We start from the raw sequence: 21,320 nt of genomic DNA on the forward strand, positions 1-21,320 counted from the left end.
ATGCGACCGTTCTCCATGATGCGCGGCGCCACGCTGCTGCTTGCCGGTGTACTGCTGTGGGCGCCGGCGGGCGCGCGCAACGACAGCCGCAGCAGTGGTGGCCGCACTGACGGGCAGGGAGCGCCTCCCAAGGCCCGCCCAGATGTCGATCAGCGCGCCTATATGCACGGCATTGGCGCAGCGACCGGCCCGGGGGATATCACCTACGTGTTCTTCAGCAGCTCCGGCCTGCCACCGCGCGGGCCGGACCGCAATCGCAACTGGTCGCATGACATCTACGTTGCCGAATGGAAGCCGGAACAGGCCAATCTCGGCAAGCCCCGGTTGCTTATAGCGCAGAAGGAAGCGCAGGAGCCGGTCTCGGTGGCGCAGAGTGCCGGTGGCCGCATCATGCTGACCTTCGAGGATGGTGCGAATACGGCCAACAGTGTCAGCCAGCGCTATCGCGTGTATGGCGCGGACCTGCAGCCGCAGCAGGCGAAATCGATCGACGTCTGGTCGGGGGGGCACTCCGGCCATGTCGCGGCAGTGGGGGATACGTTTGTGGTGTTCTACTCGGACGACTGGATCGACGGGGGCGGCGTGGATAACCTGGGCACCGGAAACGGTGTCTACCTCAAGACTTATGACGTCAAGGGGCAGTTGCTACGCAGCACCGATGTGGCGCGCGACAAGCGGGAGTGGTGGCCATTGATCGCCGGCTCGAAGGAGATAGCCTTGCTCGCTTGGCAGGAGTTCATTCCCGGCGAGAAGCACGCCAGGCTGAAGACGGCAATCTATCGGCCAGACGACTCGGCATTGACCGGCACTCAGGTGCTGAACGAGAAACTAAAGTACTACACGTATGGCACGGCCTATGTGCCGGCACTGAACAGCTTCCTGGTGGTCGGCACCAGCGATGGTGGCATGGGTTTCGCGCATTTGCTGGATACCGCCGGCAAAGTCACTGCCTCATTGCCTTGCATGCCGGCAAGTGTGCGCGAGGCCGGCATCACGGTCGTCGGCGACATGGCGTACACGCCCGGACAGGATGGCCGCCTGCTTCACCTCAAACTGTCCGCCGAGACGATTGCATTGCGCGGCAGCCAGCCATCCCCGATCCAATGGACCTATCAGGGCAGCCTCGGGCTGGTGCGCTCCCCATCGGTACTGCACTGGGTTTCACTGACGCCAGGGGGCCTGCGGGAGGCAAACTTTGACTTAAGCCAAGCCGTGCCGCCTTCGCCGGCCGACCTATGTCGATGAGGAACCCACGAAGACAGCGCAGACAGTCCCCGAGCCGACGGTGACGATGGCCCTCGCACAGTCGCTTCCGACTCCGGTGGAAGCCGCGTTGGTGGCATCTGACTTCACGGTCGAGGAGGATTCGGTTATGGCAATGGCGCAGATGATGTTGAACGCATTCGGAGCCCTTTATGCTATCGAGAGGCCGCAGCCGCACAATGCGTTGACAGACTGCCGGGCTCTGATTGCGGTATTGATGACACGCAGCGGTTCAGAGAAGCGGAGCAGCGCGCGACGGGGCGCTTGATGTGGAATGCCTGGGTGCCCGCCCCTTGATCGGGTTCGGCCACGGCCGCGAGTTCGAACGCGGCACAGGAAGAACTAGGTCGAGGTCCCTTACTGTCGCCTCACTTGGTCTAGCCCGAGTGCGGCACACATGATAGATGCGGTAATGCTCGCCACGCCACTAACGGATGGGACTTCTGGCGGATAGCTGTGGATGCAGCAACGGTTTAGTCTTATCGCACCAATATAAAGGGGGAGCTCCATGTCAATCTCACATACTGCCCGCCTGCCGGCCGTTGCGCGCCTTGTATTTACCGTCATGTCGGCAGCGCTCGCGTTTGGCACGCAAGCTCAATCGTCGCCCGAGACATCGCCTACGCTGCCGCAGGCCGCTACCTCGTTGCCGGAGGCCGCGACCAAGCCGGTGGAGATGGCACCGACGCAGGCGGTGGCATCGACCCAGCAACCTCACGCCGTGACTATGCTGCCGGAGATAGCAACCCCGGCCATGGCAATGCCACAAGCCGCAGACCCGCAGGCCTCAATTACACAAGCGCAGGCGGCAAAGCCGGAACCGCTGCTTGTCATCGTGCAGCCGGAGGCGGCGGCGTCGCAGGCGCAGCGGGCAGTCATGCGACCGCAGGCCTCGGGACCGCAACTGATGGCGCCGCGAACTGTGGGCAATGTCACCTATATCTGCGGCGGCACAGGCGTCGAGGAGCAGGACCACTTGAGCAATCTCGAACAGCAATACAACCTCGGCGTCATCTTCACAGAGGGTCCTCGAGGCGACTTACTGGCGGGAGTCGATGTCCGGCTGCGGCGGCATGGCAGAGTGCTGGCGGCGTTCCAAGCCACCGGTCCGCGCTGCCTGTTCAAGGTGCCGCCCGCCGATTATCGGGTGGAGGCCACCTACAAGCAACGAACGCAATATGTGATCTTTGAAACCGGATCCCTGGGAACCGGCATGCGCTGGTAGCAATGACCTGCGGCTGGCCCGCCTGGACAAGAAGTCGGGCGATTTCGGTAAGGACCGCGCAAATCCCCTCCGATGGGGTATCCGTACTTTTTACGCAAAATCTGGCGGTGATTGCCCGGAGGGCCGCTTGCAGCAAGGCTCCGCAGGCCCCCCTCTTTCGCGAGGCAGGCAATTTAGCAAGTACCCGCGTGAAGTCCCGGCCACACCCGCGCCAACCCCTCCTTCTCGCCGAGCGGCACGGGTACCTCGCCGATGCCGATACCGATACCGGCCTTGATGGTCGAACGCAGCATCAGGCTGGAATAGAGGCCGGACACGATACGTCCCGCGTGCAGTGGTTCGCCGACGAGCGTCGGTGGCCGGTGGCTTGTCAGATTGGGCTGGTACATGACGAGATGGCGGCGGGTCCTCCTTCCCGAGTACTTAGCGCTCGCGCAATTGCACAATGTCATCCAGGTAGTCATGGGCTGGACGGACGAACATCTGCACCAGTTCACCATTCGTGGCAGGCGTTACGGCGAAGCCCATGAGGACGTTCTGCAATTCTCCACAGTGGCAAACGAACTGACGCTGGCCGCGTTTCGTCTGCGCGAACACGAAGGCTTCGTCTATGTGTACGACTTCAACGCGTGGTGGCGCCCCGATATACGGGTGGAGCGGCGTATACTGCGGCAGCATCCTGGCTGGCCTTTGACGGAGCAGGCAGTCTGACTCGGCGCACGGCGGCGCCTGCTGCTCAGTCCACGGTGATCTGGCGCTGGCGGATCACGCCGGCCCAGCGGGCGCTATCCTGCTGGATCGTGGTGGCCAGCGCCTGCGGCGTGCCGCCGGCGGTTTCCATGCCCAGCGTGGCCAGCTTCTCCTTCACTACCGGATTCGCCAGCACCTCCAGCGTCTGGCGATGAACGCGGCCAATCACGTCCTTGGGCGTGCCCGCGGGAGCCATCAAGGCATACCAGGAAACCGCCTCGAACTTCGGGAAGCCCTGCTCCGCAATGGTGGGCACGTCGGGCATCAGCGGCGAGCGCTTCTGGCTGGCTACGCCGAGCGCATGGAGTTTGCCCGACTTGATATAGGGCAGCGCCGACGAGACCTGCGCGAACATCATGGTCACCTGGCCGCCGACCAGGTCGGTCATCGCCGGGCTCACCCCCTTGTAGGGGATGTGGTTGAGCCTGACCTTGGCGTCAAGCTGAAGCAGTTCTCCGGCCAGGTGCGCCTGGCTGCCGGCCCCGGGCGAGGCGAACGTCAGCTCGCCTGGCTTCTGTGCCGCCAGCTTGAGTAGCTCGGCGAGGGAAGTGGCGGGGACGTTGGCGCCAACCACGAGCACGTTTTCCGCGGTGGCCAGCATGGTGACCGGCACCAGGTCCGTGGGCTTGTACGGCAGGCTGCGGAACAGTGACGGATTGACGGCGATGTTGCCCACCGGCACCAGGGCCAGCGTATAACCGTCCGGCGCGGCCTTGGCCGCCTGGTCAACGCCGATAGTACCGGCCGCGCCCGCCTTGTTCTCCACCAGCACGCTCTGGCCCCAGGCCTTGGACAAGCCCTCGCCCACGACACGTCCCAGCACATCGGCCGGGCCGCCGGCCGGAAACGGCACGATCAGCCGCACGGGCTTGGACGGATAGGCCTGCGCGCTGGCCAGCATCGGCAGGCCGGCCATTAGCAGGGTCATCAGGAATCGCTTCATCATCGAACATTCTCCCCTTCAGTCAGACATTCACAAATTCGGAAACTCGAAGAATCTGTCCCGCGCCGTGGTCAGGCCACGCGAAAACCGTGCTCATTGCCGATCGCCCGCGCAATGACGATCTGCAGGATCTGGCTCGTCCCTTCGTACAGCCGCAGCAGGCGGGCGTCCCGGTACATCCGCTCGATCGGATAGTCCGCCACATAGCCCGCGCCGCCGAACACCTGCATCGCGCGGTCCGCAACGCGGCACAGCATCTCCGACGAGAAGTACTTGGCCGCCGCCGCGTCCTTCACCGCCGTGCCCGTCGCATCGATCCGCCTGGCCGCGGCGAGCGTCATCGCACGCGCGGCCTGGATCTCGGCTTCCGAGTCAGCCAGCATGGCTTGCACCAGCTGGAAGTCGATGATGGCACGCCCGAACTGCCGGCGCGTTCCCGCATAGGCCACCGCCTCGTCGAGCAGCCGCTGCGCCATCCCAACGCCCATGGCGGCGATATTGATGCGGCCATGGTCGAGCGTCTTCATCGCGGTGCGAAAGCCCTTGCCCTCCACTGCGCCGATCAGGCGCGAGGCCGGCACGACCACGTTATCGAAGACCACGTCCGCGATCTGCGAGCCGCGATGTCCCATCTTCTTCTCGGGCTTGCCGACGCTGAGCCCGGCGCTGGCCCGGTCGACGATAAACGCGCTGATGCCGGATGCGCCCGGACTCTGAGGATCCGTGCGCGCCATCACGGTAAAAACGTCGGCGCGCGTGGCATTGGTGATGAAGCGCTTCGCCCCGTTGAGCACGTAGTCGCCGCCCCTGCGCTCCGCGCGCGTGGTCAGGCTGCCGGCATCGGAGCCGGCGTCCGGCTCGGTCAGCGCAAAGGCGCCGACCAGCTCGCCGCTGGCCAGGCGCGGCAGGAACTCCGCCTTTTGCGCATCGGTGCCGTCCAGCGAGATCCCCCGCGAACCGATGCCCAGGTTGGAGCTGTAGACGTAGCGGAACGCCGGCGAACTCAGGCTCAGCGCCATCTGGAAGCGCGCCTGCTGTTCGGCGTTGAGGCCGCTGCCGCCGAATTCGGGCGCGATCGACAAGCCGAAGAAGCCCATCTCCTTCATCGCCCCGACGATCTCTTCGGGTACCTCGTCGCGCTCCTCCACCTGCGGCTCCAGCGGCATCAGGCGCTCGCGCACGAAGCGCGTGGTGGCGGCCAGCATGCCTTCGAAACTGTCGTCATCGACATACTGGTCCGCAGACTTGGCTTGCGCTTCCATCAGATCGCTCCTTGCTCGTGCATTTCCTCGATCGCTTCGGTCCCGAAGCCCAGTTCGCGCAGGATGGCCCGCGAATCGGCGCCCAAAGGCGGCGCCGGATCGGAGTGGCCGCGCGGCAATGCGCCGAACCGCACCGGCTGCTCCACGTGGCATTGCCGGCTGCCGCCGGCGCCTTCACGCGAGACGATCAATCCGCGCTCGCGTACGTGTTCGCTGGCTACGCTGGCGGCCACCGATTGCACCGGGGCAACCGGCACGCCGAACGCGGACAGGCGCCCTACCGCCTGCGCCACCGTCATGTCCCGGGCCCAGGCCTCGATCATCGCGGCCAGCGCGTCTTCGTTCTGCTTGCGCGCCCGGTTGGTGGCAAAGCGCGGATCACTTGCCAGCGCGGGCTGGGCCATCGCCTGCGCCAGCTTGTCGAACAGGCGGTTGTTGGCGACCGTCAGCACAAAGGGTCCGTCCGCGGCATGGAACACACCGAACGGCGCCGAATTGGCATGCCGGTTGCCCACCCGCACGGCGGCTGCGCCGCCGGCCACCACGCGCGATACCAGCGTCGGCATCATGCTGAGCAGGCAGTCGTACATCGCCACGTCGAGATGCCGGCCGCGCCCGGTGCGCGTGCGCTGCCACAGCGCCGCCATCACGCCCCACGAAGCGAACATGCCGGCGGCCACGTCGGCAATGGATTCGCCGATCATGGTGGGCTGGCCTTCCGGCGCGCCAGTGACATCCATCAGGCCACTGAGCGCCTGGATGATGGTGTCGTAGGCTGGCCGGTCCGACCACGGGCCGGCCTGGCCGAAGCCGGAGATGCTGCAATAGACCAGTGCCGGGTTGATCGCCGCCAGGCGCGCATAGCCGATGCCGAGCCGGTCGGCCACGCCCGGCTTGAAGTTTTCAATGGCTACGTCGGCCCAGCCCGCGAGACGTTCGGTCACGGCGTCCGCATGGGCATGCTTGAGGTCCAGCCGCAGGCTGCGCTTGCCCCGGTTGACGAAGGCAAAGTTGGCGCTTTGCCCGTCGACCTGCAGGCCCATGTGCCGATAGTCGTCGCCCTCGAACGGCTCGACCTTGATGACCTCGGCGCCCGCGTCGGCGAGCATCGCGGTGCAGAACGGGCCCGCCAGCACACGCGAGAAATCGAGTACCTTCAGGCCGTGCAGCGGCAGGTCGGCACCGGCCGGGTTCGTCGCCATCATTCGCGGTGCTCCTTGCTCGTGTCGGCCGGAGCGCCGGTCAGCTCGAAGCCAGCCTGGTCGGCCGCGCTGGCGTAGCGTGCCAGCACGGCGTAGTCCGGGGCTTCGACGGGCGCGAAGCGCGACAGCCTGAGTTGCGCCAGCCAGCCCGCGCACGCCGCGTCACGATGCAGGTCCAGCAACACCGGGCGCACCCGCGCCACGGTATCGGCACCGGCCTGCGGCGAGGCCACCAGCGGCGGGATCGGCGCGGCCGGGGTGACCGCAACGCTACGCACCCTGGCCATCAACGCGGGCTCGTGCAGGCGCAGCAGATCAAGCACATAGCTGTCCACCACGCCGACCGCCGCCTCTCCGCCGACCACGGCGTCGATCACCTGGCGCGGCGTTGGCGTGGGCGCCCGGGTCGGCCGGAACAGCGTGCCGGTGCCGGCGGCGGCCTCTGTCATCAGGTAGTGGCGCGGCGCGTTGTAGCCGGAGTTCGACTCCGGCAGCATGCAGGCCAGCCGGCCGCCGAAGGCTTGCTCCAGCGTGGCGAACGCCGCATCGTCGCGCACGATGAACTCGGTGAAGTACACCGGTCTGCCACCATAGCGCGGCAGCGACGGCACCGGCGCGGCCAGCAGCCGATGGCGGCTGCCGGCGCTGACATACGGGAAGCCGCACATGAACACGCAGCCGCAGTCCGGCCGCGCCCACAGCTCGCTGACCGGCGCCGGCGCGGCATGCTCGATATATGTCCATGCCACGCCGGCTCGCTCGCCCACGTACGCGAACAGGTCCCGCCACGCCTGTGCCACGGGCGCGGCTACCGCATACATGCGCGCGTTGGCAATCATGCGTAGACGAGCCGCTGGCCAATGCCCATGCGCTCGGCCTTCTTCATGATGGCGTGCCCCAGCGCAATATCGCTGAGCGACAGGCCGCGATGCCAGAACAGGTTGGTCTCGTCGTCGCTCTGCCGTCCCGGCTTGCGGCCGGCGACGATTTCGCCAAGCTCGGCATGGAGCGTCTGCTCTGACAACTTGCCCGCTTCCACATGCGCGCGCAGCGAGCCGAACATGCCGCCTTTGCATTGGGTCCAGTCATCCACCACCAGCTTGTTCATGATGTCGGTCAGCGACAACTCGACGGCGCTCATGGTCCCGTACGGCACGACGAACGCGCCCGGCTTGATCCATTCGGTCTTTAGCAGTGGCGTGGGCTTCTCCAGCCGCGACGCCTCCACCACGATGTCGGCACCGCGCACGCACGATTCCCAGTCCTGGGTGACGATGATCTTCTTGCCGAGATCCTTCTCCAGCCTGGCGGCGAATGCATCGCGGCTCTCAGGGCGCCGCGAATGCACGCGGATCTCGTCGAAGTCGAAGATGCTGTCGAGCAGGCGCACGTTCCAGTACGACGTGCCGCGCGCGCCGATATGGCCAAGCACCTTGCTGTTGCGGCGCGCCAGGTGCCGGGCGCCGAGCGCGGTCACCGCGCCGGTACGCGCGTCCGTGATGAAGGTGGCATCGATCATCGCCACGGGCATGCCGGTGCGCGGATCGAACAGGTTGAGCATCGCCATCTCCGACGGCAGGCCGAGCTTGTAGTTGTCCACGTAGTCGCCCACGATCTTCACACCGGCCAGCCCGAGCGGCGCCACGTAGCCGCGCAGCACATTGAAGTGACCGTTGAATGCCGGGTCCGGGATCAGGTGCACGCGCGGCTCGATCACGGTCTCGTTGTTGCCCTGCGCCAGCAGCCCCTGCTCGACCGCGTCGAGGATTTCCTGGTCGGTCATCGCCAGCTTCGCGATGTCCTTGCCGTTGATGTAAGTCAGATGGATATCGCTCATGTCGTTTCCTTGTCTCCCGCTGTGAAAGTTGGATCGATGCACCGGCATGGAACAGGGCCGCGCGCATCGGGCTGCGCATCCCCATCGCAGTGCCCGCGCCGAGCGCGACTGTCGCTGCATTGGTGCACGATGCACCATGAGCGGTTCCGGGCCGGCCAGCACGCGTTGCAGTGCGCTGTCAGAACCAAGTGTAGGCAGCGGTGCCCTTACTGTCATATGCTTATATGTCCGTAGGACTTAACATCACGTTAATGGTATGAAATCATGAAAATGAACCTCCGGCAGATCGAAGTGTTCCGCGCCGTGATGCTCACCGGATCGATCAGCGSAGCCTCGAAACTCTTGTATGTGTCGCAGCCCGCCATCAGCCGGCTGATGTCGCACACCGAGCAGCGCCTGGGCCTGGAACTGTTCCGCCGCGTGAAGGGGCGCCTGTACCCGACGCCGGAAGCGCGCCGCCTGCTCGGCGAGGTCAATGCCGTGTATGAAGGGATCGAGCGCGTCAATGAAATCGCCGAGGACCTGGCCACCAATCGCACGGGCAGCCTGCGCATCTCGTGCAGCCCCAACCTCGGACAGACGGTACTGCCCCGCGCGATCGCCTCGTTCCGCGCCGTGCATCCGGCAGTGCGCATCGTCGTGCGCACGCAGATTCCGGGTAACATGCTGCGCGCCCTGCTCTCCGGCCAGGCCGAGCTGGCCGTGTCCAACATGCCACTGACGCACCCCAATCTGGAATCCCGCCTGCTGGTGAAGAACCCGATGGTCGCCCTCGTTCCCGCGGGGCACCGGCTGAGCGGGCGCAGCTATGTGCGTCCCGCAGAGCTCGCGGGCGAGCCCTTGATCGGCTATGGGGCGGACATGCCGTTCGGGTTGCTGGTGCGGGAGATGTTCGGCAGCGATAGCGATGACATCGACATGCGGATCGAGGTGGAGCAGGCGCACGTGGCGCGCGCGCTGGCGCAGGCGGGCGCCGGCATCGCGCTGGTTGATGCCATGACCGTGTTCGGGCAGGACTGGCCCAATATCGTGGCGATTCCCATCCGGACCAAGGTCAATGCCTCGGTCCAGATCTTCAACGTGCAGTCCGAACCGCTCTCGCGCCTGTCGCTGGAGTTTGCCGAGGTGTTGGTGGCGATGATGAAGGGCTGACCGGCGCGAGGCGCGGACGCTACTCCGGTGATGGCTCCGGCGCCGGGGTTGCCGTTGCCGCCGGCCACGCTGCGCAAGCCCTCGCGCACGCGATGGGGTAATCGTGCTTGCAAAATCTGGCGGTTTGCACAGAATTACCCTTTTTAATCAATCACTTGAGAGGTGGAAGTTTTCGCGTGCCCCCCCCTTTTGAATTGACCCAGCGGAAAATTCCCTGCAAATTTCCCCCAACTAAATGAGAATTCCATGGGGAGAAGTCCACCATTTCCAGTAACGTCCCGGCAGATGCGAATGTGTCGGCGACGCAAAGATCTAGCGGAATTTTTAGCCTACTGCCCTACTCTGAAGCTAGGTAGACTTACTCATGTCCAGCGGAGGGTGAAAAACTCGGCTTTCGTCGAGTAACATCGATTAGTCGCTGCGCCACCGCTTCGAAACTGTAAGGCAGTCCTTGCAGGAGACCTCGACATGCATCTCCGCCTTTCGCACCTTTAAATTTGTACCGTCCAATCGCCGCGAACGCATGCAAAGAAAATCGCCAGCGCTGCGCATCAGACGCCCATCGCGAAAGCCCTGTTTCAGCAAGATGTGAACATCGTTGGCCAAGCGCTGTTCTTCGTCGCTTTGCGTCCCGTGCAAAAGACTAGATTCAACGTCGATTGCACCTGGCACCCACCTGAAGGGAATCGCAAGGCTATCGTTAAACGCCTGCGCTCGAACGCGAAGGTCCTCTTCGCGCGCCCGTAGGACGGCTTGTTCTGCCGCTTCTCTCGCTGCTTTGGCAGCACGGACCCGGTCTACGTCATCCGCCCGTGCACACATGAACAATCCATTGATATCGCACCAGACTTCGACCAGGGTTCCCGACGCAAGTCCGATCGGTCCCGTTCGAACCCTTCCGCTTGCGGTACGACGACCATAGACCTCGAGCTGTTTCCCATCCAGGTTCACATGGTTGCCTTCGACAGGAACGCGGACTCTGTGTCCCTCAATAAGCCACGGGGGGGCAATGCCCGCGGAAACAAGATGCAGTTGGTAGATGTCCATAGCCAAGACAGCCCCAGCAGCAACGCCGGGTTAAGTGCTACTCATGGTTGGAAAGTGTAGGCCAAACATCGAGAAAATTCTCGCGCGCTATTGACCGAAAAGAAACCCGCGTCGCCGGGAAGCGATACGCGGGTGGCAGCAAGGACTACCCCATCAGTCTACGTGAAGTTAAAAATTCTTTACCTCAGATATAAGAAATTTTTTCGTGCCATTTCTTGGCATTGCGGTCCGCCCCCGATACCGGCTTTCTCACACGTTGAATTGACGTCACACGGCTTCGAGGTTAATCCTTATCTCTGCCGATATCATCCGTTTGGCCTACTAGACTGACACCAAATCGTCATGCGGATTGTGTCCAGCCAAAGGAGACCGAAGTGATCGCCTCGCTCAAATCAGCAGCGGCCCTTCTGTCCGCCTGGCCAGGCGGACAGAAGGACTCGTTCCCGTACTGGTCAACCCGGCAATTTCCTTTCTTAGCTTGCCCGGGAGGGCAGCCATTGCCTTGGCCGTCGCCGTAAGGAAGCACGGCGCAGCCGCTAAGTAAAGCGCCACAGGCGATCAGCAACAAAAGAATGGATTTCATGGCTATTTTTATCTGGGGACTAGCGCGGGAGTATATCGGTCGCAATCCCGCTCATTTGTAAGAAACAGTGAAAAACGGGATGCAAGACATATCAATCATCCTCAGCCATACCCCGAGCGCCCGGCCATTGTCCGTCATTGCCACTATCGCACCCCTGGTCCATGGCATCGCTGAAGCCGCCTATGTCACAGCGCTCCAGCCCGAACGCCCCTTCATAGGGTGACGCGAAGCAGAGCCTGAGAAATGCGCCGCAGGCTACGGCAATGGCGAGAACAGTGGTCATTGGTCGGCAGTTGGATGCAGGCGCTGGGGGCAAACAGGCTACCAGCACCGACCAACTTTAATTGCAAAGAATAGTCAGAAAAAAACCGAGGTGTTCGCATGATGATTCGCCGCGAATACACCACCTTCGGCATATGCTTGGGCCTAGGCGGCGGCGCCAAGGGCGCGCGTGGCCGGGCGTGGACGGCGCCGAAGTGTTCAGCTTCACGATGCTGACCATCAATTCGGACAAGCATCCACTGATGAACCGCTTCCATGCTCCGGGCAAGGAAAAGAGGATGATCGTCATCCTGCCGCGGGCGGAATGGGACAACTGGCTGACCTGCCGGGATCCGGAGCGGGCGCGCAGCTTCATGCGGCCCCACGCGCACCGAGGGCCAAAGCCGCCGAATAGCCTTGCGCATCCCATCGAGAGAGTTATGTTCTCTCGGACCTAACTCCACTAGAGTGACACGGGGCAAACGCGATTGCCCCGCATTCCCTTCAGCACCCGCTTCCTCCTGGCCGCGGGTGCTTTTTTATAGACGCCGCGCACGCAAGTCGGACGATGCCTATGGCGCCGTCCTGCCGGCACGCCTAAAACGGAAGTACCGCCCAACAGAACCAATCATGCCACCGAGCGCGCCGGCGCCGAAGTGCCCTCCGTCGCGCGCCCATCGCTAGTGGGTTACTAGTTGTTGATGCGACGCATTATCATTAACAGTGGCAGCAGATTGGACCCCCTTGTTGCTATTCCAGGGTCTAGGCGCCATCTCCCTGCGCCTACACCCCTTTATCCCTCTAAGGTGCCTACCACCAGGCATAGAACTCATTTCCCAACACGGCGGAAATTGAGAGTCGCGGCCTGCTAAAGTCATTCCAGCCGCAGTTCATATGCGGCGCGCTTGGCGCGACGACTGGCTGACCTGCCGGGATCCCGAGCGCGCGCGAAGTTTCATGTGGCCCTACCGGCCGAGTTGATGGATGTGGAGGCGGCACCGCGCGCGCCCCGGGCGAAGGTCGCTGAATAGTCCGGCCCCACCTGGAAGCTACCCGTGGAATAGCCATCGGAGATGCTCCGCAGGCTGTAGGACGCACCCTGATAGCGACGCCTTCATTCCTGACCTAAAACCGAGGCATCAGCATCAGCATGGAGTCCATCATGCAACCAGGCGTAGAGGCCACGCGAAACATAGAGGAGGAGTTAGAAGACCTGGACGAAACGGATAGTGCCATCGAACGCGCCGGGAAACGCATTGAGGCACAGGAGCAGCGCATTGCGCAGTTGAAGCGGGAGGGTACAGATAGCGAAAGCGCCGAGAAGCTCCTAGGCGACATGCGCGACAGCCTCAAGCAACTCATCATGCACCGCGCACTTATCGTCAAGACCATTGCGTGCCGGGAGTGAAGAACCCGCCGCTGGTCTGTTGATGTGCCCGCACTATCCACTCGCATCGGATCCGGCGTCTTACTTGTGAGTGCAATGTGCGAAACGTCCTGAACGCGAGTGACTTGCCACGTCGGAGCCGTCGTGGCCAATGCACTCGTGGTGCGATAGGGCCAACCGGAACATCAAGCCTAAAGCATGCAAATTTCAAGGGCAGGAGTTCGCGACCTGCCCTCCTTCAGCGCCCGTGTCTACACGACAGCGAGCGCTTTTTTTGGCGATGGAGCGCAGGATGTCGGACGGTCTAGAACTTCAAAAGCGGACCTGCGGGCCAGCCAGTTGGGATCCTTGTTCGACACRCTCGTACTAAGCACCGTGCGTCGGAGGGCCCAACTGCAGCCAACTGGGAGAGCGGGTATCGAACTCCTGCGGCGAAATATCCCCCAGATGCGAGCATGCCTCGTCCGGAAGTGCAATGCTCAGCTCTGAATGCCATAGGACCACACCGGCGAGCCGAACGACATGGACGCGCTCCTCTCTCGGTACGGGGTAGGTGGAAACGTGTCCGGGAACTGCTACCAAGGAAACACGCCGCCGCACCTCATGGCTGAGCCATCCAGACGCGTCGCGGCGAACCAACGCCATGGCCGCCACGTGCCAATGTAAGTAGACTGCCCGCGAGACGAGCAGAAACAGGATAAACACCGCGACCCAAAGCATGATGACGCTCCGTTATGGCGCCGCTACTATTGTGATGCGTGGCGGCTCGCCAACTCGCAAAGTGTGACAACTAATGAACTTTCCGTATATCCGGCTTTCTACCGGCCCCGCGTGAGGCAATTCACGGCCTAGCCGACACCAGCGCCCCGCAATCGCCAGGTAATACCGCACGCCGTGACCCGGTGGAGCCGCCAGTCGAGGAGCCGAACAGGTTCAACGCAGCGCCGATGGAATCGGCGCGTCCCAACTGTGGGCAGCTCTTGGTATTAGCGAGTCGCATGCGGGGCGGCGTGATTTAATGACTCCGCTGCCTCGCGAATGGATTTTCCACGGGACGCGCCACTAACCAGCGCTTTCCGAGGTTATTGGGTATCCACTCGGTACATACAGTCGCCGACGGCATTGATCGCCGGGTTTTTGCTGAACTTGATCTTGCGGCTCATGGCTTGCTGCGCGCGGTGCAGTGCCGCCTCGTGTCGCCTGAAGCTGTTGAGCGGGGTGAGGAAGGTGCCATCGCTCAAGGTGGCGAAGCGCACGATCCCCATGTCGATGCCGACCGCGCTGCCGGCCTGCGGCACAGGCTGGTCGACCTCGCGCTCGGTCTGGATGCTCACGAACCACTTGCCGGATGACAGGCTGACCGTGGCATTCTTCACCATGCCAAGCACGCTGCGGCTATTGCGGAAACGCGGCCAGCCCAGCTTAGGCAGGAAGATCCGGTTGTTTGCCTGGTCCAGCTTGATCTGCTTGGCATCGGGGTAGCGGAAGCTGTCGCGCTGGTCCTTTCTCTTGAAGCAAGGGAAATCCGCTCGCTTGGCGAAGAAATTGGTATAGGCGCGCTCCAAGTCCTTGAGCGTTTGTTGGAGTGGGTGCACTGGCGCATCCTTCAGCCACGACGTATCGGCGCTGTGTCGCCATCCGCAGTGAGTAGCTGACACAGCCCGGCATAGCCTAGCTTCTTCTCGCCTTGCTCGTAGCACTCCTTCTGCAACGCCAGGGCCTTGTTGAACACGAAGCGACACGAACCGGCGAAGCGGCGCATGTCGCGGTGCTGCTCGCCGTTAGGCATCAGTTCGAATTTGAAGGCTTGGAGTCGTTGCATAAATTGATCGTATCATCGATCAAGCGTTGTCAAGGACGCCTTCGGCATTCGCGCTATCCTTCCCCGGCCTGAAGAGGCTGTCGCAATAGGGTACACGGCCGAGCGCGCCGGCTTTTTTCGCCCTGACAATTCAAGCACTTACAAAGCTAAACTGTCTCGATTTGTACCTTTTGCGACAGCCTCTGAAGACCGGGGCTTGCCGCGCTTCCCGGTCAATTTGAATTGAGAGAGGTGTCTGCAGTTGAGTTGGAGGGCTTGGAGGAAAAGGCAACAAAGCTGGGGGACTACATTCTCGCGGGCGGCTAATGCAGGAGGAAGATGCAACATGGATGGAATAGGCCGTCGCCTCCACCCTCTACCCGTCAGCTTGGGACCGGTATCGCAAGGAAATGCGGGTGGCCTCGACTCAGCCGCAAGTCGCTGGGTAGCGCGCGGATAAAGCTGGTCGACGCCCCCCCCTGAAGCTGCTTGAATCGTTACCTTGTTACGTCGAGGCTAGCGAGGCAGACAGCGAAATGTGCCCATCCAAAGCACGGTCGCCCCAGACGGTCAATGCTGCACTGGCACATTTCCAACGGGGGGACGTCATGATCTGCCCCAAGCAGCGCAGAACTCGCCGCACCACACGTTCCTCAACTACACTTCGCTGTGTGTAGCCAGAAGCCGATGTGAGGAAACGGTATGGATATGACAGAGGCGCTTGTATTGGCTGCGGTCATCGGTGCCGCACTGCTCTCACTTCTTGTGGCCCTGCGAAACCGGTACAAGCTATGCGTCCAGGCCCATCTGCTACTCGACGATCTTGTGCTCACTCCCGTCTCCGGCCGTCAAGTTTCCCTTGTGGGACACCACAACGGCGTCGACGTTAGCGGAGTCGTGCCTGCTGCAGATATCCTATACAAGATTGAATCTCACCCTCTAGAATTGTCAGTCCATTCCCACGCCGACGGCCCTCTCGCTGCCAAGATGACCGACTGGGACGTCCCGCACTTTACGGTGCAACTGTTTCGCGGCGACGAAGAAATCTGGCGCCGAGATGTTCTCCGGAACGAAGCGCTTCGTATTCGCGACAACATCGAAACCTTACGCAAGTGGGCAGGTTCACGCAGGACAGGCGACAAGACGATTCACGACTTGGACCTTCTTCACATCTAGCACCGCCCCCCCGCCCCCCTCGGCTCTGCTTGCTACCGTTGTCGACGCTACCCAGTCAAGAAGGGGCATCAACTGGCCACTTGGGTCGGTGGTGCCGAAGCGGGCGAACTGCGGAGGCAATACGCGACTGGGCCGCATCACAAAACGAAGGCAGCGAGTAATATCTGCGCGCGTTGCTGTTTCAGGACGCGCGCTCTGTAGTCATAGCTACCAGCCAATAGCACGGGAATTGCCGCGCACTGCGAAAGCCGCCACTGCCAACTGATCGGCGAAGAGGTTCCCGCCGCCGGCGATTTTGATTCGCTTAGCGTGACCGCTCAAAAGTACTGGGCATCGGCGTCTTCCATGTGGGTGCCATCCGCCCTCATTGCGAGCTGGGAGGCTTTGGCCGCGTGGGTGGCGGCCTGCTCGAGCAGGGGCACGTGCGCCTTTGGGACAACGAGCATCGTCAAACCCAGTCCTTCCAGCGCGCGTAGTGCGTGCTCCAGATTCACCCCTTTGCCGTTCTCCAGCTTGGACAGCATGCCGACGGAAACGCCGCAATGCCTGGCCGCCTGGTCAATTGGCATCCCCTCGGCAACCCGCGTCGCCCGAATGCGATCACCCAGTTGGTCGATGGTGCGGATGGCAGCCCGCGATGGTGGCGCGGCATCGGCTAGCGGTCGTGGCATTGGGGGAGGTCCGGAGATTTGGGAGACTGGGAGATCCAGCACTGGGGCTGCTCTCCCGATTATTTCACTATCGTGAAAGTATATCAAACGCCGCGCCCTCGCCTRCACCGCCGCCAACTCAGCGCGCAATTTCCGCGAGCGCCTGCTCGGCATTCTGGCTGGTCGATCTCCCGCAGTGCGCGGCGCTCGGTAGCGCTGGCCCGCTCCTGCGCGATGGATACCGATCGCGGGTACACTCCAGCTCCGTCGAGAATTGGGTACGCAACTCCTGCAACTGCCGCTCGAGCACCCCTAGAGCTGGGGGACCCCCCGCGCGACGCGCGTGCGCGGACAAGTTGGCCTGGCCCTCGGCATCCAGTTCACAGCCTCACAGAACGACACGGTATCGGCCGCGTCGTTCTTATCAGTTCTGGCGCCTGGTGGGCGATCTGACCCGCGTGGACCTGCCGTCGCTGCGGAAAGGCTGTGCGCCTGGCAGGCATTGCAAGCGTGGCTGCCTGTAAAGCCGCGTCTGGCATAGCTCGTTCACGCTCCCACGTTACTTGGGCATCCCCTCATACATGCTGGTGACGTCATCCATCACCTGAAGAATACGCTCGCTGGTCGTGGCGATGTTTCTCAACTGTTCCGCGCGACTGACCCCGGTCTGATTGAGTGCCTCTTCAAAGAACAGCCACTGAGAGCCGGCAAGCTGCAGTTCGCGACGGATTGCCTCTGTGTTTTGCGGTGCCGCGGTGAGGAGTTCCTGCGCGGCTGCGAATTCCCTGGTAGCCGTGTCCAGATCCTGCGCCATCTGGGGGGAGTTAATGCCCCAGGCGCGGAACATGCTGATCTTGGCAATTCTCTGCGAGAGCATCCGCTGGCGGCCGGCAACGTTGATCAGCTTACCCATCATGGTGCCGGAATGTTTCTCGAGCAGGAGGGTTCCCTGTTGCGCAAGCTTCAGCATGTCCTCGCTCATTCTTGCGATTGCTTTCGCGCTATCGAGATTCGGATCGCCAGCGGACAGCAACTGCTTATAGGGAATCCATGTCTGCTCGAGCCTGGCGTAGGTGTCCTTGATCTCCGGCGTGGGCGCGGACGCCTTCAGCTCCATGAGCTGCTTGTCAAAGAGCGCCACGGACTGTTCGAGGACCTTCTTCGAACGTTCGACTTCAACACCGAGGCCAGCCTGGCAGTAAGCCTTGGCCATGCGCTGAGACAGCATGCGCTGGCGGCCCGCCTTGTTGATCGCCGCGTTGATCGTTAGCGTTTCGGCCGAAGCGGTCCCGGCCAAGGCCAGCGCCAGGACGCTGCAGGCAACCAAGCAGAAGGAACAGAGGTAACGTTTCAAGGGTGTCTCCGCGTTAAACTTTGATTGGACCTTTGGACGCATCGCTCGGGCCGACGACGTGTCGGATCAGCTGATCCATCTCTTTGATGATGTCCGCAAGCACCAGCGTGATCACCGCGAACTCCCTGCCGTACTCTCCCGCCCGTGCCGCCGAGATGCGCGCATTCATTGCAACGATATTCGCCTGCAAAGAAATACCGCTGAGGCGCTCGACGAGGTCGGTGTGGCGTTTGCGCACAGCGACCTCGCAACGGTGCATCTCCTCCTGGTAGGCCTGCGTGACGGTCTGCAGCAGTTCAAGCATTGGCGTGGCCTGCGCCACCAGCACGTCGAGGGATGGCGCTCGCCGGCTGGTGTCGGCCAGTGGTGCGTCTATCGCTGTTCTGACCTGGGCGATGAATTCACGGATACGCGCGTCAGCGCGTGGACTACCAAAGTACAGTTGCTGCAAAGCGCCGGAGAATGCGCCGGGAAAACGCTCATTGCCCGTTACGAGATCCGAATGCGCCGACTCGAACATTGACAGGCACTTGCGTGCGATATCGAGCGCGGCAGTGTCCCCCCGCGAAGCGAGCAATATCTGGAGGACGATCCGTTGCGACAGCATGCGCTGCCTTCCGGAAAGGTTGATCAATCCGCCGATGGTTTCGGCGGACACTTCGGCCTCGGGTGACTGAGTAGAGAAAGCGTTCATGCCATGCCTTGCAGGTAGTGTCGACGCAGACGCGCACCGCGCTGACCGGCAAAGAAAAAGCGCCCCGAAGCGAGATGCTTGCAAACCGGTTGTCCGATTCGTGAACATTTCGCTCCGGGGCGCCGTTGCCCGGGATGCTCCTTTTCGGAGCGTGTCATCGCGACTTGCCAGATTGTTTCAAGGCCGCCGTTGGCCTATGTGTCGCCCACGCAATATCTATGCCATAGCTCACGGAAGTTGCATCAGGCTGCGGGCGCAGGAAAATGGCACGGCGGGACCGACCCGCGCACCGATCCCGTGCCAGATGCCTCATCACGACGCGTGCGTAGGGGCATGGCCAACTGATCACGGGTAACTCTCGGCTTGACGAGAAGTGCTTTGCCTGCCGCATCGACCCCATGAACGGCAAACACGTCTTTGGCCAGATCGATACCCACGGTAACAATGGACATGGGGCTTCCCCTCCTGTGGTCGTGATGGCGTTTCGACACGCCATCATGGCACCTCAATGCCGACTTGCGGCTTCCGCCGCAGCCTCGGGACGGGGAAGCCCTTTCCATTCGATTACCCAAAATTCCGATCGGTCTGCCCATCGTGGAGGGGCCATGACCTCTCTCGGTAGCCCGCAGTCTATTGGTTTTCAAACCTATTTCTTGGCGACTACGAGAGCGCCCAAAGCGGGGGCTGACTAAGCGGCAATGCGGTGGCTTTCTGCTCTGGCGATGGAGGGATACCATCGTTCCACGTGCGATCGGAGCTGGTCATTGAGCACGGCAGTCCGGATTTGTAGCAGTGCGTGCGCGTGCCACTGCCTTGTCTCGCTATCGGCAAGTTGACAGCGCCGTCCATATATACCCGGCCCCCGAATTTCGGAGGACCGTAGCACGCAGTGTGGCTGACCAGAATGGTGCTACGGTGCGCGAATCAGTGAGCGCCTGGGTTCGCCCGGCCTTCGTCTATCAGCTTCTCTGCATAGTCGCGCGCATGCTGCCACGCCTCACCTTCGGAAAAGTACTGCCCAGGCACAGGCTCGTGCTCGAAGATCTTGATCGAGCTGCCGTCCGCCGCTTTTGCACAGATCGTCACCTGGCCCTGCCAGGGCCCACCGGTTGGGGACGTTGCGCATGCCTCATACCAGTGATCTTTGTAGTACGTGAAGCCTTGGAGATCCATAGCCTTCTCCAGTTGTTCAAAAGAATCGTAGCACGGCCAAGACTGGGCCGAGTGGGCTGCACACCGCTATATATTGCATCGACCGACGCGCTTGTTCAGCGCGATCTATAAACGGCATTGCGCGGTGCATCATCGCTTCTTCACACATCTGACGCTTGAGTACAAAGGCCAGAAGCGCTGGCGCGCCTTGTTGTTTCCGCCCTTTGCGCCGGTAGCCTTCGTGCTGGCGGCCGTGCCGTTCGCGCTGATGATCGGCGTGGTGTTCTCGAAGAACGCGGGCTATATCGCGCTGATGACGATGGCGGCGTACTACCTGATRTACGAGGGCCTGCATACGCTGTCGCACATCACGGATACCCGCATGGCGATGTGGAACCAATCGAGAACGTACTCACCGCGGTCACCAAAGCCGAGCCGGCCGGCCGGTGCTCAAGCTTGTGCAGGTAGGCAAAACTATGGCCGGCATCCTGATCGCGCATTGACTTCCCGACGATCACTTCAAACCAGCCATCCTGCCGGCACCGGTGGCCGGCCGGCCGAAGGTAGCCGCCGTCAATGCCGACGGCGCGGACCGGACTGGGCTCCGGGGTGTCGGACGAACCGACGCTCGCGGCCACGTCCGCGTGCCGTCGGGCGTCAGTGGCCTGTTCCGCTTCCAGCCGGCGACCGAGCCCGGTGACCTGGCGCCGGATCGAACTGGCTGCCAGCACATGATCGAGCGGCAACACTTCCTGCAGGACGTTGACGGTCAGGCCATAGGACATCAGCGCTGCAAACTTGACCTCGAGATACTGCAGTTCTGGACTGACCCGCTCGGGCAAATAGTTAGCGAACGGACTGAAGGTGGGGGCGTCGCCTTGGCACAGCCGACAGGGATACAGCCTGGGACTGTCAATCGACAGTCGCCCCAACGCGCTCCGGAAGACCAAGTGATGGTGGCCCTTGCAAACCAACTGCGCACCGCACGTGGGACAAACGCTGGTCCGGGCAACTACTTCAACAACCTGTGCCGCGACCATCGTGCGCTGCAGCCGACCCAGCAATGATTTCGCCTCCTCCAGATGCGGGCCCAGCGAGCCCACATCAAGCCCGTCTCTGTCGAACTGGGCTATTTCGGTGACGGTGGCTGGCACGCCTCCATCGTCCTGCACTACAAGTTGCAAGCTGATACGCATGGCCGCCCTCCTCCCTTGGAAGCTGYGGCGACCAGTCTACCCCTCGAGCTCTCGCAACCGATCATTGACGATCTGACGGTCAAAGCGACGATCCAGCCAAGTCAGCCACCCGCCGACCTCAACGCGTAAGTCTTCCAACACGATTGGCTCCTCGCGCAGCGACTCGAGCCAATCGAGGAACTCATACTCACTGCGTTCGCCACTGGCCTCCATATAGCTCCCGATCCCGCCCATGTCCTCTGGCGGGCAACGCCCGCAACCGGCCACGCAACGTGGCAGCCCGCCAGGATGTTGCCGCAGCCTACGCCGCTCCACCCGTATCTCGTGGCGCCACCACGCGTTGAAGTCATACACATAGACGAAGCCTTCGTGTTCGCGGAGACGA

General features: G+C 62.4%; 20 protein-coding genes and 4 pseudogenes. 8 read left to right on the forward strand and 16 right to left on the reverse strand.

Annotation, left to right across the window (positions count from 1 at the left end; genetic code table 11):
• Complete coding sequence (locus tag AC1DT6_RS36810; protein WP_441632657.1) at nucleotides 1-1,245, forward strand: hypothetical protein; 1,245 nt, start codon at nucleotides 1-3, stop codon at nucleotides 1,243-1,245.
• A gap of 526 nt (nucleotides 1,246-1,771) precedes the next feature.
• A complete protein-coding gene (locus tag AC1DT6_RS36815; protein ID WP_441632659.1) occupies nucleotides 1,772-2,488 on the forward strand; it encodes a hypothetical protein in 717 nt (238 codons plus the stop codon).
• A gap of 173 nt (nucleotides 2,489-2,661) precedes the next feature.
• On the opposite strand, the gene AC1DT6_RS36820 is transcribed toward AC1DT6_RS36815, so the two are convergent.
• Complete coding sequence (locus AC1DT6_RS36820) at nucleotides 2,662-2,877, reverse strand: hypothetical protein (protein ID WP_441632661.1); 216 nt, start codon at nucleotides 2,875-2,877, stop codon at nucleotides 2,662-2,664.
• On the opposite strand from AC1DT6_RS36820, the gene AC1DT6_RS36825 reads away from it, so the two are divergent.
• Nucleotides 2,876-3,199: a plasmid pRiA4b ORF-3 family protein gene (locus AC1DT6_RS36825; RefSeq protein ID WP_441632663.1), complete on the forward strand. Its 324-nt coding sequence runs from the start codon at nucleotides 2,876-2,878 to the stop codon at nucleotides 3,197-3,199. The two genes, AC1DT6_RS36820 and AC1DT6_RS36825, sit on opposite strands and share 2 nt — an antisense overlap.
• A gap of 25 nt (nucleotides 3,200-3,224) precedes the next feature.
• Here the strand turns inward: AC1DT6_RS36825 and AC1DT6_RS36830 are convergent, their stop codons facing one another.
• From AC1DT6_RS36830 to AC1DT6_RS36850, 5 genes are all read right to left on the reverse strand, one after another.
• Nucleotides 3,225-4,181 (reverse strand): Bug family tripartite tricarboxylate transporter substrate binding protein, encoded by a 957-nt coding sequence (locus tag AC1DT6_RS36830; protein WP_441632693.1) that lies wholly within the window; start codon nucleotides 4,179-4,181, stop codon nucleotides 3,225-3,227.
• 71 nt (nucleotides 4,182-4,252) lie between these two features.
• On the reverse strand, nucleotides 4,253-5,443 hold the full coding sequence (locus tag AC1DT6_RS36835) for an acyl-CoA dehydrogenase family protein (RefSeq protein ID WP_441632665.1): 1,191 nt from the start codon (nucleotides 5,441-5,443) through the stop codon (nucleotides 4,253-4,255).
• The gene (locus AC1DT6_RS36840; protein WP_441632667.1) at nucleotides 5,443-6,648 is read right to left on the reverse strand and encodes a CaiB/BaiF CoA transferase family protein; all 1,206 of its coding nucleotides are present in this window, start codon (nucleotides 6,646-6,648) and stop codon (nucleotides 5,443-5,445) included. Before AC1DT6_RS36840 ends, AC1DT6_RS36835 begins: the two co-directional genes overlap by 1 nt.
• Nucleotides 6,645-7,484, reverse strand: coding sequence for a phosphate/phosphite/phosphonate ABC transporter substrate-binding protein (locus tag AC1DT6_RS36845; protein ID WP_441632669.1), 840 nt, complete (start codon nucleotides 7,482-7,484; stop codon nucleotides 6,645-6,647). Before AC1DT6_RS36845 ends, AC1DT6_RS36840 begins: the two co-directional genes overlap by 4 nt.
• A complete protein-coding gene (locus AC1DT6_RS36850) occupies nucleotides 7,481-8,482 on the reverse strand; it encodes an ornithine cyclodeaminase family protein (protein ID WP_441632671.1) in 1,002 nt (333 codons plus the stop codon). Before AC1DT6_RS36850 ends, AC1DT6_RS36845 begins: the two co-directional genes overlap by 4 nt.
• A 264-nt stretch (nucleotides 8,483-8,746) precedes the next feature.
• Between AC1DT6_RS36850 and AC1DT6_RS36855 the strand changes: the two genes are divergently transcribed.
• On the forward strand, nucleotides 8,747-9,634 hold the full coding sequence (locus AC1DT6_RS36855) for a LysR family transcriptional regulator (RefSeq protein WP_477115412.1): 888 nt from the start codon (nucleotides 8,747-8,749) through the stop codon (nucleotides 9,632-9,634).
• A 411-nt stretch (nucleotides 9,635-10,045) separates the two neighbouring features.
• On the opposite strand, the gene AC1DT6_RS36860 is transcribed toward AC1DT6_RS36855, so the two are convergent.
• Both AC1DT6_RS36860 and AC1DT6_RS36865 read right to left on the reverse strand, forming a co-directional pair.
• Entirely contained in the window at nucleotides 10,046-10,681 is a 636-nt protein-coding gene (locus tag AC1DT6_RS36860; RefSeq protein ID WP_441632675.1) for a hypothetical protein, read from the reverse strand.
• A 340-nt stretch (nucleotides 10,682-11,021) separates the two neighbouring features.
• Nucleotides 11,022-11,264 carry a hypothetical protein gene (locus tag AC1DT6_RS36865; RefSeq protein WP_441632695.1) on the reverse strand — a complete coding sequence of 81 codons (243 nt, stop codon included), beginning with the start codon at nucleotides 11,262-11,264 and terminating at the stop codon, nucleotides 11,022-11,024.
• A 461-nt stretch (nucleotides 11,265-11,725) separates the two neighbouring features.
• Between AC1DT6_RS36865 and AC1DT6_RS36870 the strand changes: the two genes are divergently transcribed.
• Nucleotides 11,726-11,983, forward strand: a complete 258-nt coding sequence (locus AC1DT6_RS36870) for an SOS response-associated peptidase family protein (RefSeq protein ID WP_441632677.1) — start codon at nucleotides 11,726-11,728, stop codon at nucleotides 11,981-11,983.
• A gap of 704 nt (nucleotides 11,984-12,687) precedes the next feature.
• The gene (locus AC1DT6_RS36875) at nucleotides 12,688-12,933 is read left to right on the forward strand and encodes a hypothetical protein (protein WP_441632679.1); all 246 of its coding nucleotides are present in this window, start codon (nucleotides 12,688-12,690) and stop codon (nucleotides 12,931-12,933) included.
• A 1,112-nt stretch (nucleotides 12,934-14,045) separates the two neighbouring features.
• Here AC1DT6_RS36875 and AC1DT6_RS36880 read toward each other — a convergent pair.
• Nucleotides 14,046-14,734, reverse strand: a pseudogene (locus tag AC1DT6_RS36880) (RNA-guided endonuclease InsQ/TnpB family protein); the annotation flags it as partial.
• Between the two features lie 681 nt (nucleotides 14,735-15,415).
• On the opposite strand from AC1DT6_RS36880, the gene AC1DT6_RS36885 reads away from it, so the two are divergent.
• Complete coding sequence (locus AC1DT6_RS36885) at nucleotides 15,416-15,889, forward strand: hypothetical protein (protein ID WP_441632681.1); 474 nt, start codon at nucleotides 15,416-15,418, stop codon at nucleotides 15,887-15,889.
• 317 nt (nucleotides 15,890-16,206) lie between these two features.
• Here the strand turns inward: AC1DT6_RS36885 and AC1DT6_RS36890 are convergent, their stop codons facing one another.
• The 5 genes and pseudogenes from AC1DT6_RS36890 to AC1DT6_RS36910 form a co-directional block, all read right to left on the reverse strand.
• A complete protein-coding gene (locus tag AC1DT6_RS36890; protein ID WP_441632683.1) occupies nucleotides 16,207-16,560 on the reverse strand; it encodes a helix-turn-helix domain-containing protein in 354 nt (117 codons plus the stop codon).
• 538 nt (nucleotides 16,561-17,098) lie between these two features.
• A complete protein-coding gene (locus AC1DT6_RS36895; protein WP_441632685.1) occupies nucleotides 17,099-17,893 on the reverse strand; it encodes a type IV pili methyl-accepting chemotaxis transducer N-terminal domain-containing protein in 795 nt (264 codons plus the stop codon).
• Between the two features lie 13 nt (nucleotides 17,894-17,906).
• The gene (locus AC1DT6_RS36900) at nucleotides 17,907-18,587 is read right to left on the reverse strand and encodes a methyl-accepting chemotaxis protein (protein WP_477111974.1); all 681 of its coding nucleotides are present in this window, start codon (nucleotides 18,585-18,587) and stop codon (nucleotides 17,907-17,909) included.
• Nucleotides 18,588-18,925: 338 nt separating this feature from the next.
• Nucleotides 18,926-19,039: pseudogene (locus AC1DT6_RS36905) on the reverse strand (IS110 family transposase); the annotation flags it as partial.
• Between the two features lie 472 nt (nucleotides 19,040-19,511).
• Complete coding sequence (locus AC1DT6_RS36910) at nucleotides 19,512-19,760, reverse strand: hypothetical protein (RefSeq protein WP_441632689.1); 249 nt, start codon at nucleotides 19,758-19,760, stop codon at nucleotides 19,512-19,514.
• A gap of 40 nt (nucleotides 19,761-19,800) precedes the next feature.
• Between AC1DT6_RS36910 and AC1DT6_RS36915 the strand changes: the two are divergent.
• A pseudogene (locus AC1DT6_RS36915) lies at nucleotides 19,801-20,118 on the forward strand (sterol desaturase family protein); the annotation flags it as partial.
• Here AC1DT6_RS36915 and AC1DT6_RS36920 read toward each other — a convergent pair.
• A pseudogene (locus AC1DT6_RS36920) lies at nucleotides 20,115-20,935 on the reverse strand (ISKra4-like element ISBte1 family transposase); the annotation flags it as partial. The pseudogenes AC1DT6_RS36915 and AC1DT6_RS36920 sit on opposite strands and share 4 nt — an antisense overlap.
• Before the next feature lie 36 nt (nucleotides 20,936-20,971).
• Nucleotides 20,972-21,320, reverse strand: a 349-nt coding sequence (locus AC1DT6_RS36925; RefSeq protein ID WP_477115413.1) for an IS1096 element passenger TnpR family protein, incomplete at its 5' end; no start/stop codon positions are given.

It is taken from the genome of Cupriavidus sp. 01L45, from assembly GCF_056399885.1.

Bases quoted from the DNA above. Each gene is read 5' to 3' on its own strand.
- AC1DT6_RS36850 (WP_441632671.1), bottom strand. From the start codon at position 8,482: ATGAGCGATATCCATCTGACTTACATCAACGGCAAGGACATCGCGAAG.
- AC1DT6_RS36900 (WP_477111974.1), bottom strand. From the start codon at position 18,587: ATGAACGCTTTCTCTACTCAGTCACCCGAGGCCGAAGTGTCCGCCGAA.
- AC1DT6_RS36910 (WP_441632689.1), bottom strand. From the start codon at position 19,760: ATGGATCTCCAAGGCTTCACGTACTACAAAGATCACTGGTATGAGGCA.
- AC1DT6_RS36845 (WP_441632669.1), bottom strand. From the start codon at position 7,484: ATGATTGCCAACGCGCGCATGTATGCGGTAGCCGCGCCCGTGGCACAG.
- AC1DT6_RS36835 (WP_441632665.1), bottom strand. From the start codon at position 5,443: ATGGAAGCGCAAGCCAAGTCTGCGGACCAGTATGTCGATGACGACAGT.
- AC1DT6_RS36885 (WP_441632681.1), top strand. From the start codon at position 15,416: ATGGATATGACAGAGGCGCTTGTATTGGCTGCGGTCATCGGTGCCGCA.
- AC1DT6_RS36820 (WP_441632661.1), bottom strand. From the start codon at position 2,877: ATGTACCAGCCCAATCTGACAAGCCACCGGCCACCGACGCTCGTCGGC.
- AC1DT6_RS36810 (WP_441632657.1), top strand. From the start codon at position 1: ATGCGACCGTTCTCCATGATGCGCGGCGCCACGCTGCTGCTTGCCGGT.
- AC1DT6_RS36860 (WP_441632675.1), bottom strand. From the start codon at position 10,681: ATGGACATCTACCAACTGCATCTTGTTTCCGCGGGCATTGCCCCCCCG.
- AC1DT6_RS36840 (WP_441632667.1), bottom strand. From the start codon at position 6,648: ATGATGGCGACGAACCCGGCCGGTGCCGACCTGCCGCTGCACGGCCTG.
- AC1DT6_RS36875 (WP_441632679.1), top strand. From the start codon at position 12,688: ATGCAACCAGGCGTAGAGGCCACGCGAAACATAGAGGAGGAGTTAGAA.
- AC1DT6_RS36825 (WP_441632663.1), top strand. From the start codon at position 2,876: ATGACGAGATGGCGGCGGGTCCTCCTTCCCGAGTACTTAGCGCTCGCG.
- AC1DT6_RS36815 (WP_441632659.1), top strand. From the start codon at position 1,772: ATGTCAATCTCACATACTGCCCGCCTGCCGGCCGTTGCGCGCCTTGTA.
- AC1DT6_RS36865 (WP_441632695.1), bottom strand. From the start codon at position 11,264: ATGAAATCCATTCTTTTGTTGCTGATCGCCTGTGGCGCTTTACTTAGC.
- AC1DT6_RS36830 (WP_441632693.1), bottom strand. From the start codon at position 4,181: ATGAAGCGATTCCTGATGACCCTGCTAATGGCCGGCCTGCCGATGCTG.
- AC1DT6_RS36890 (WP_441632683.1), bottom strand. From the start codon at position 16,560: ATGCCACGACCGCTAGCCGATGCCGCGCCACCATCGCGGGCTGCCATC.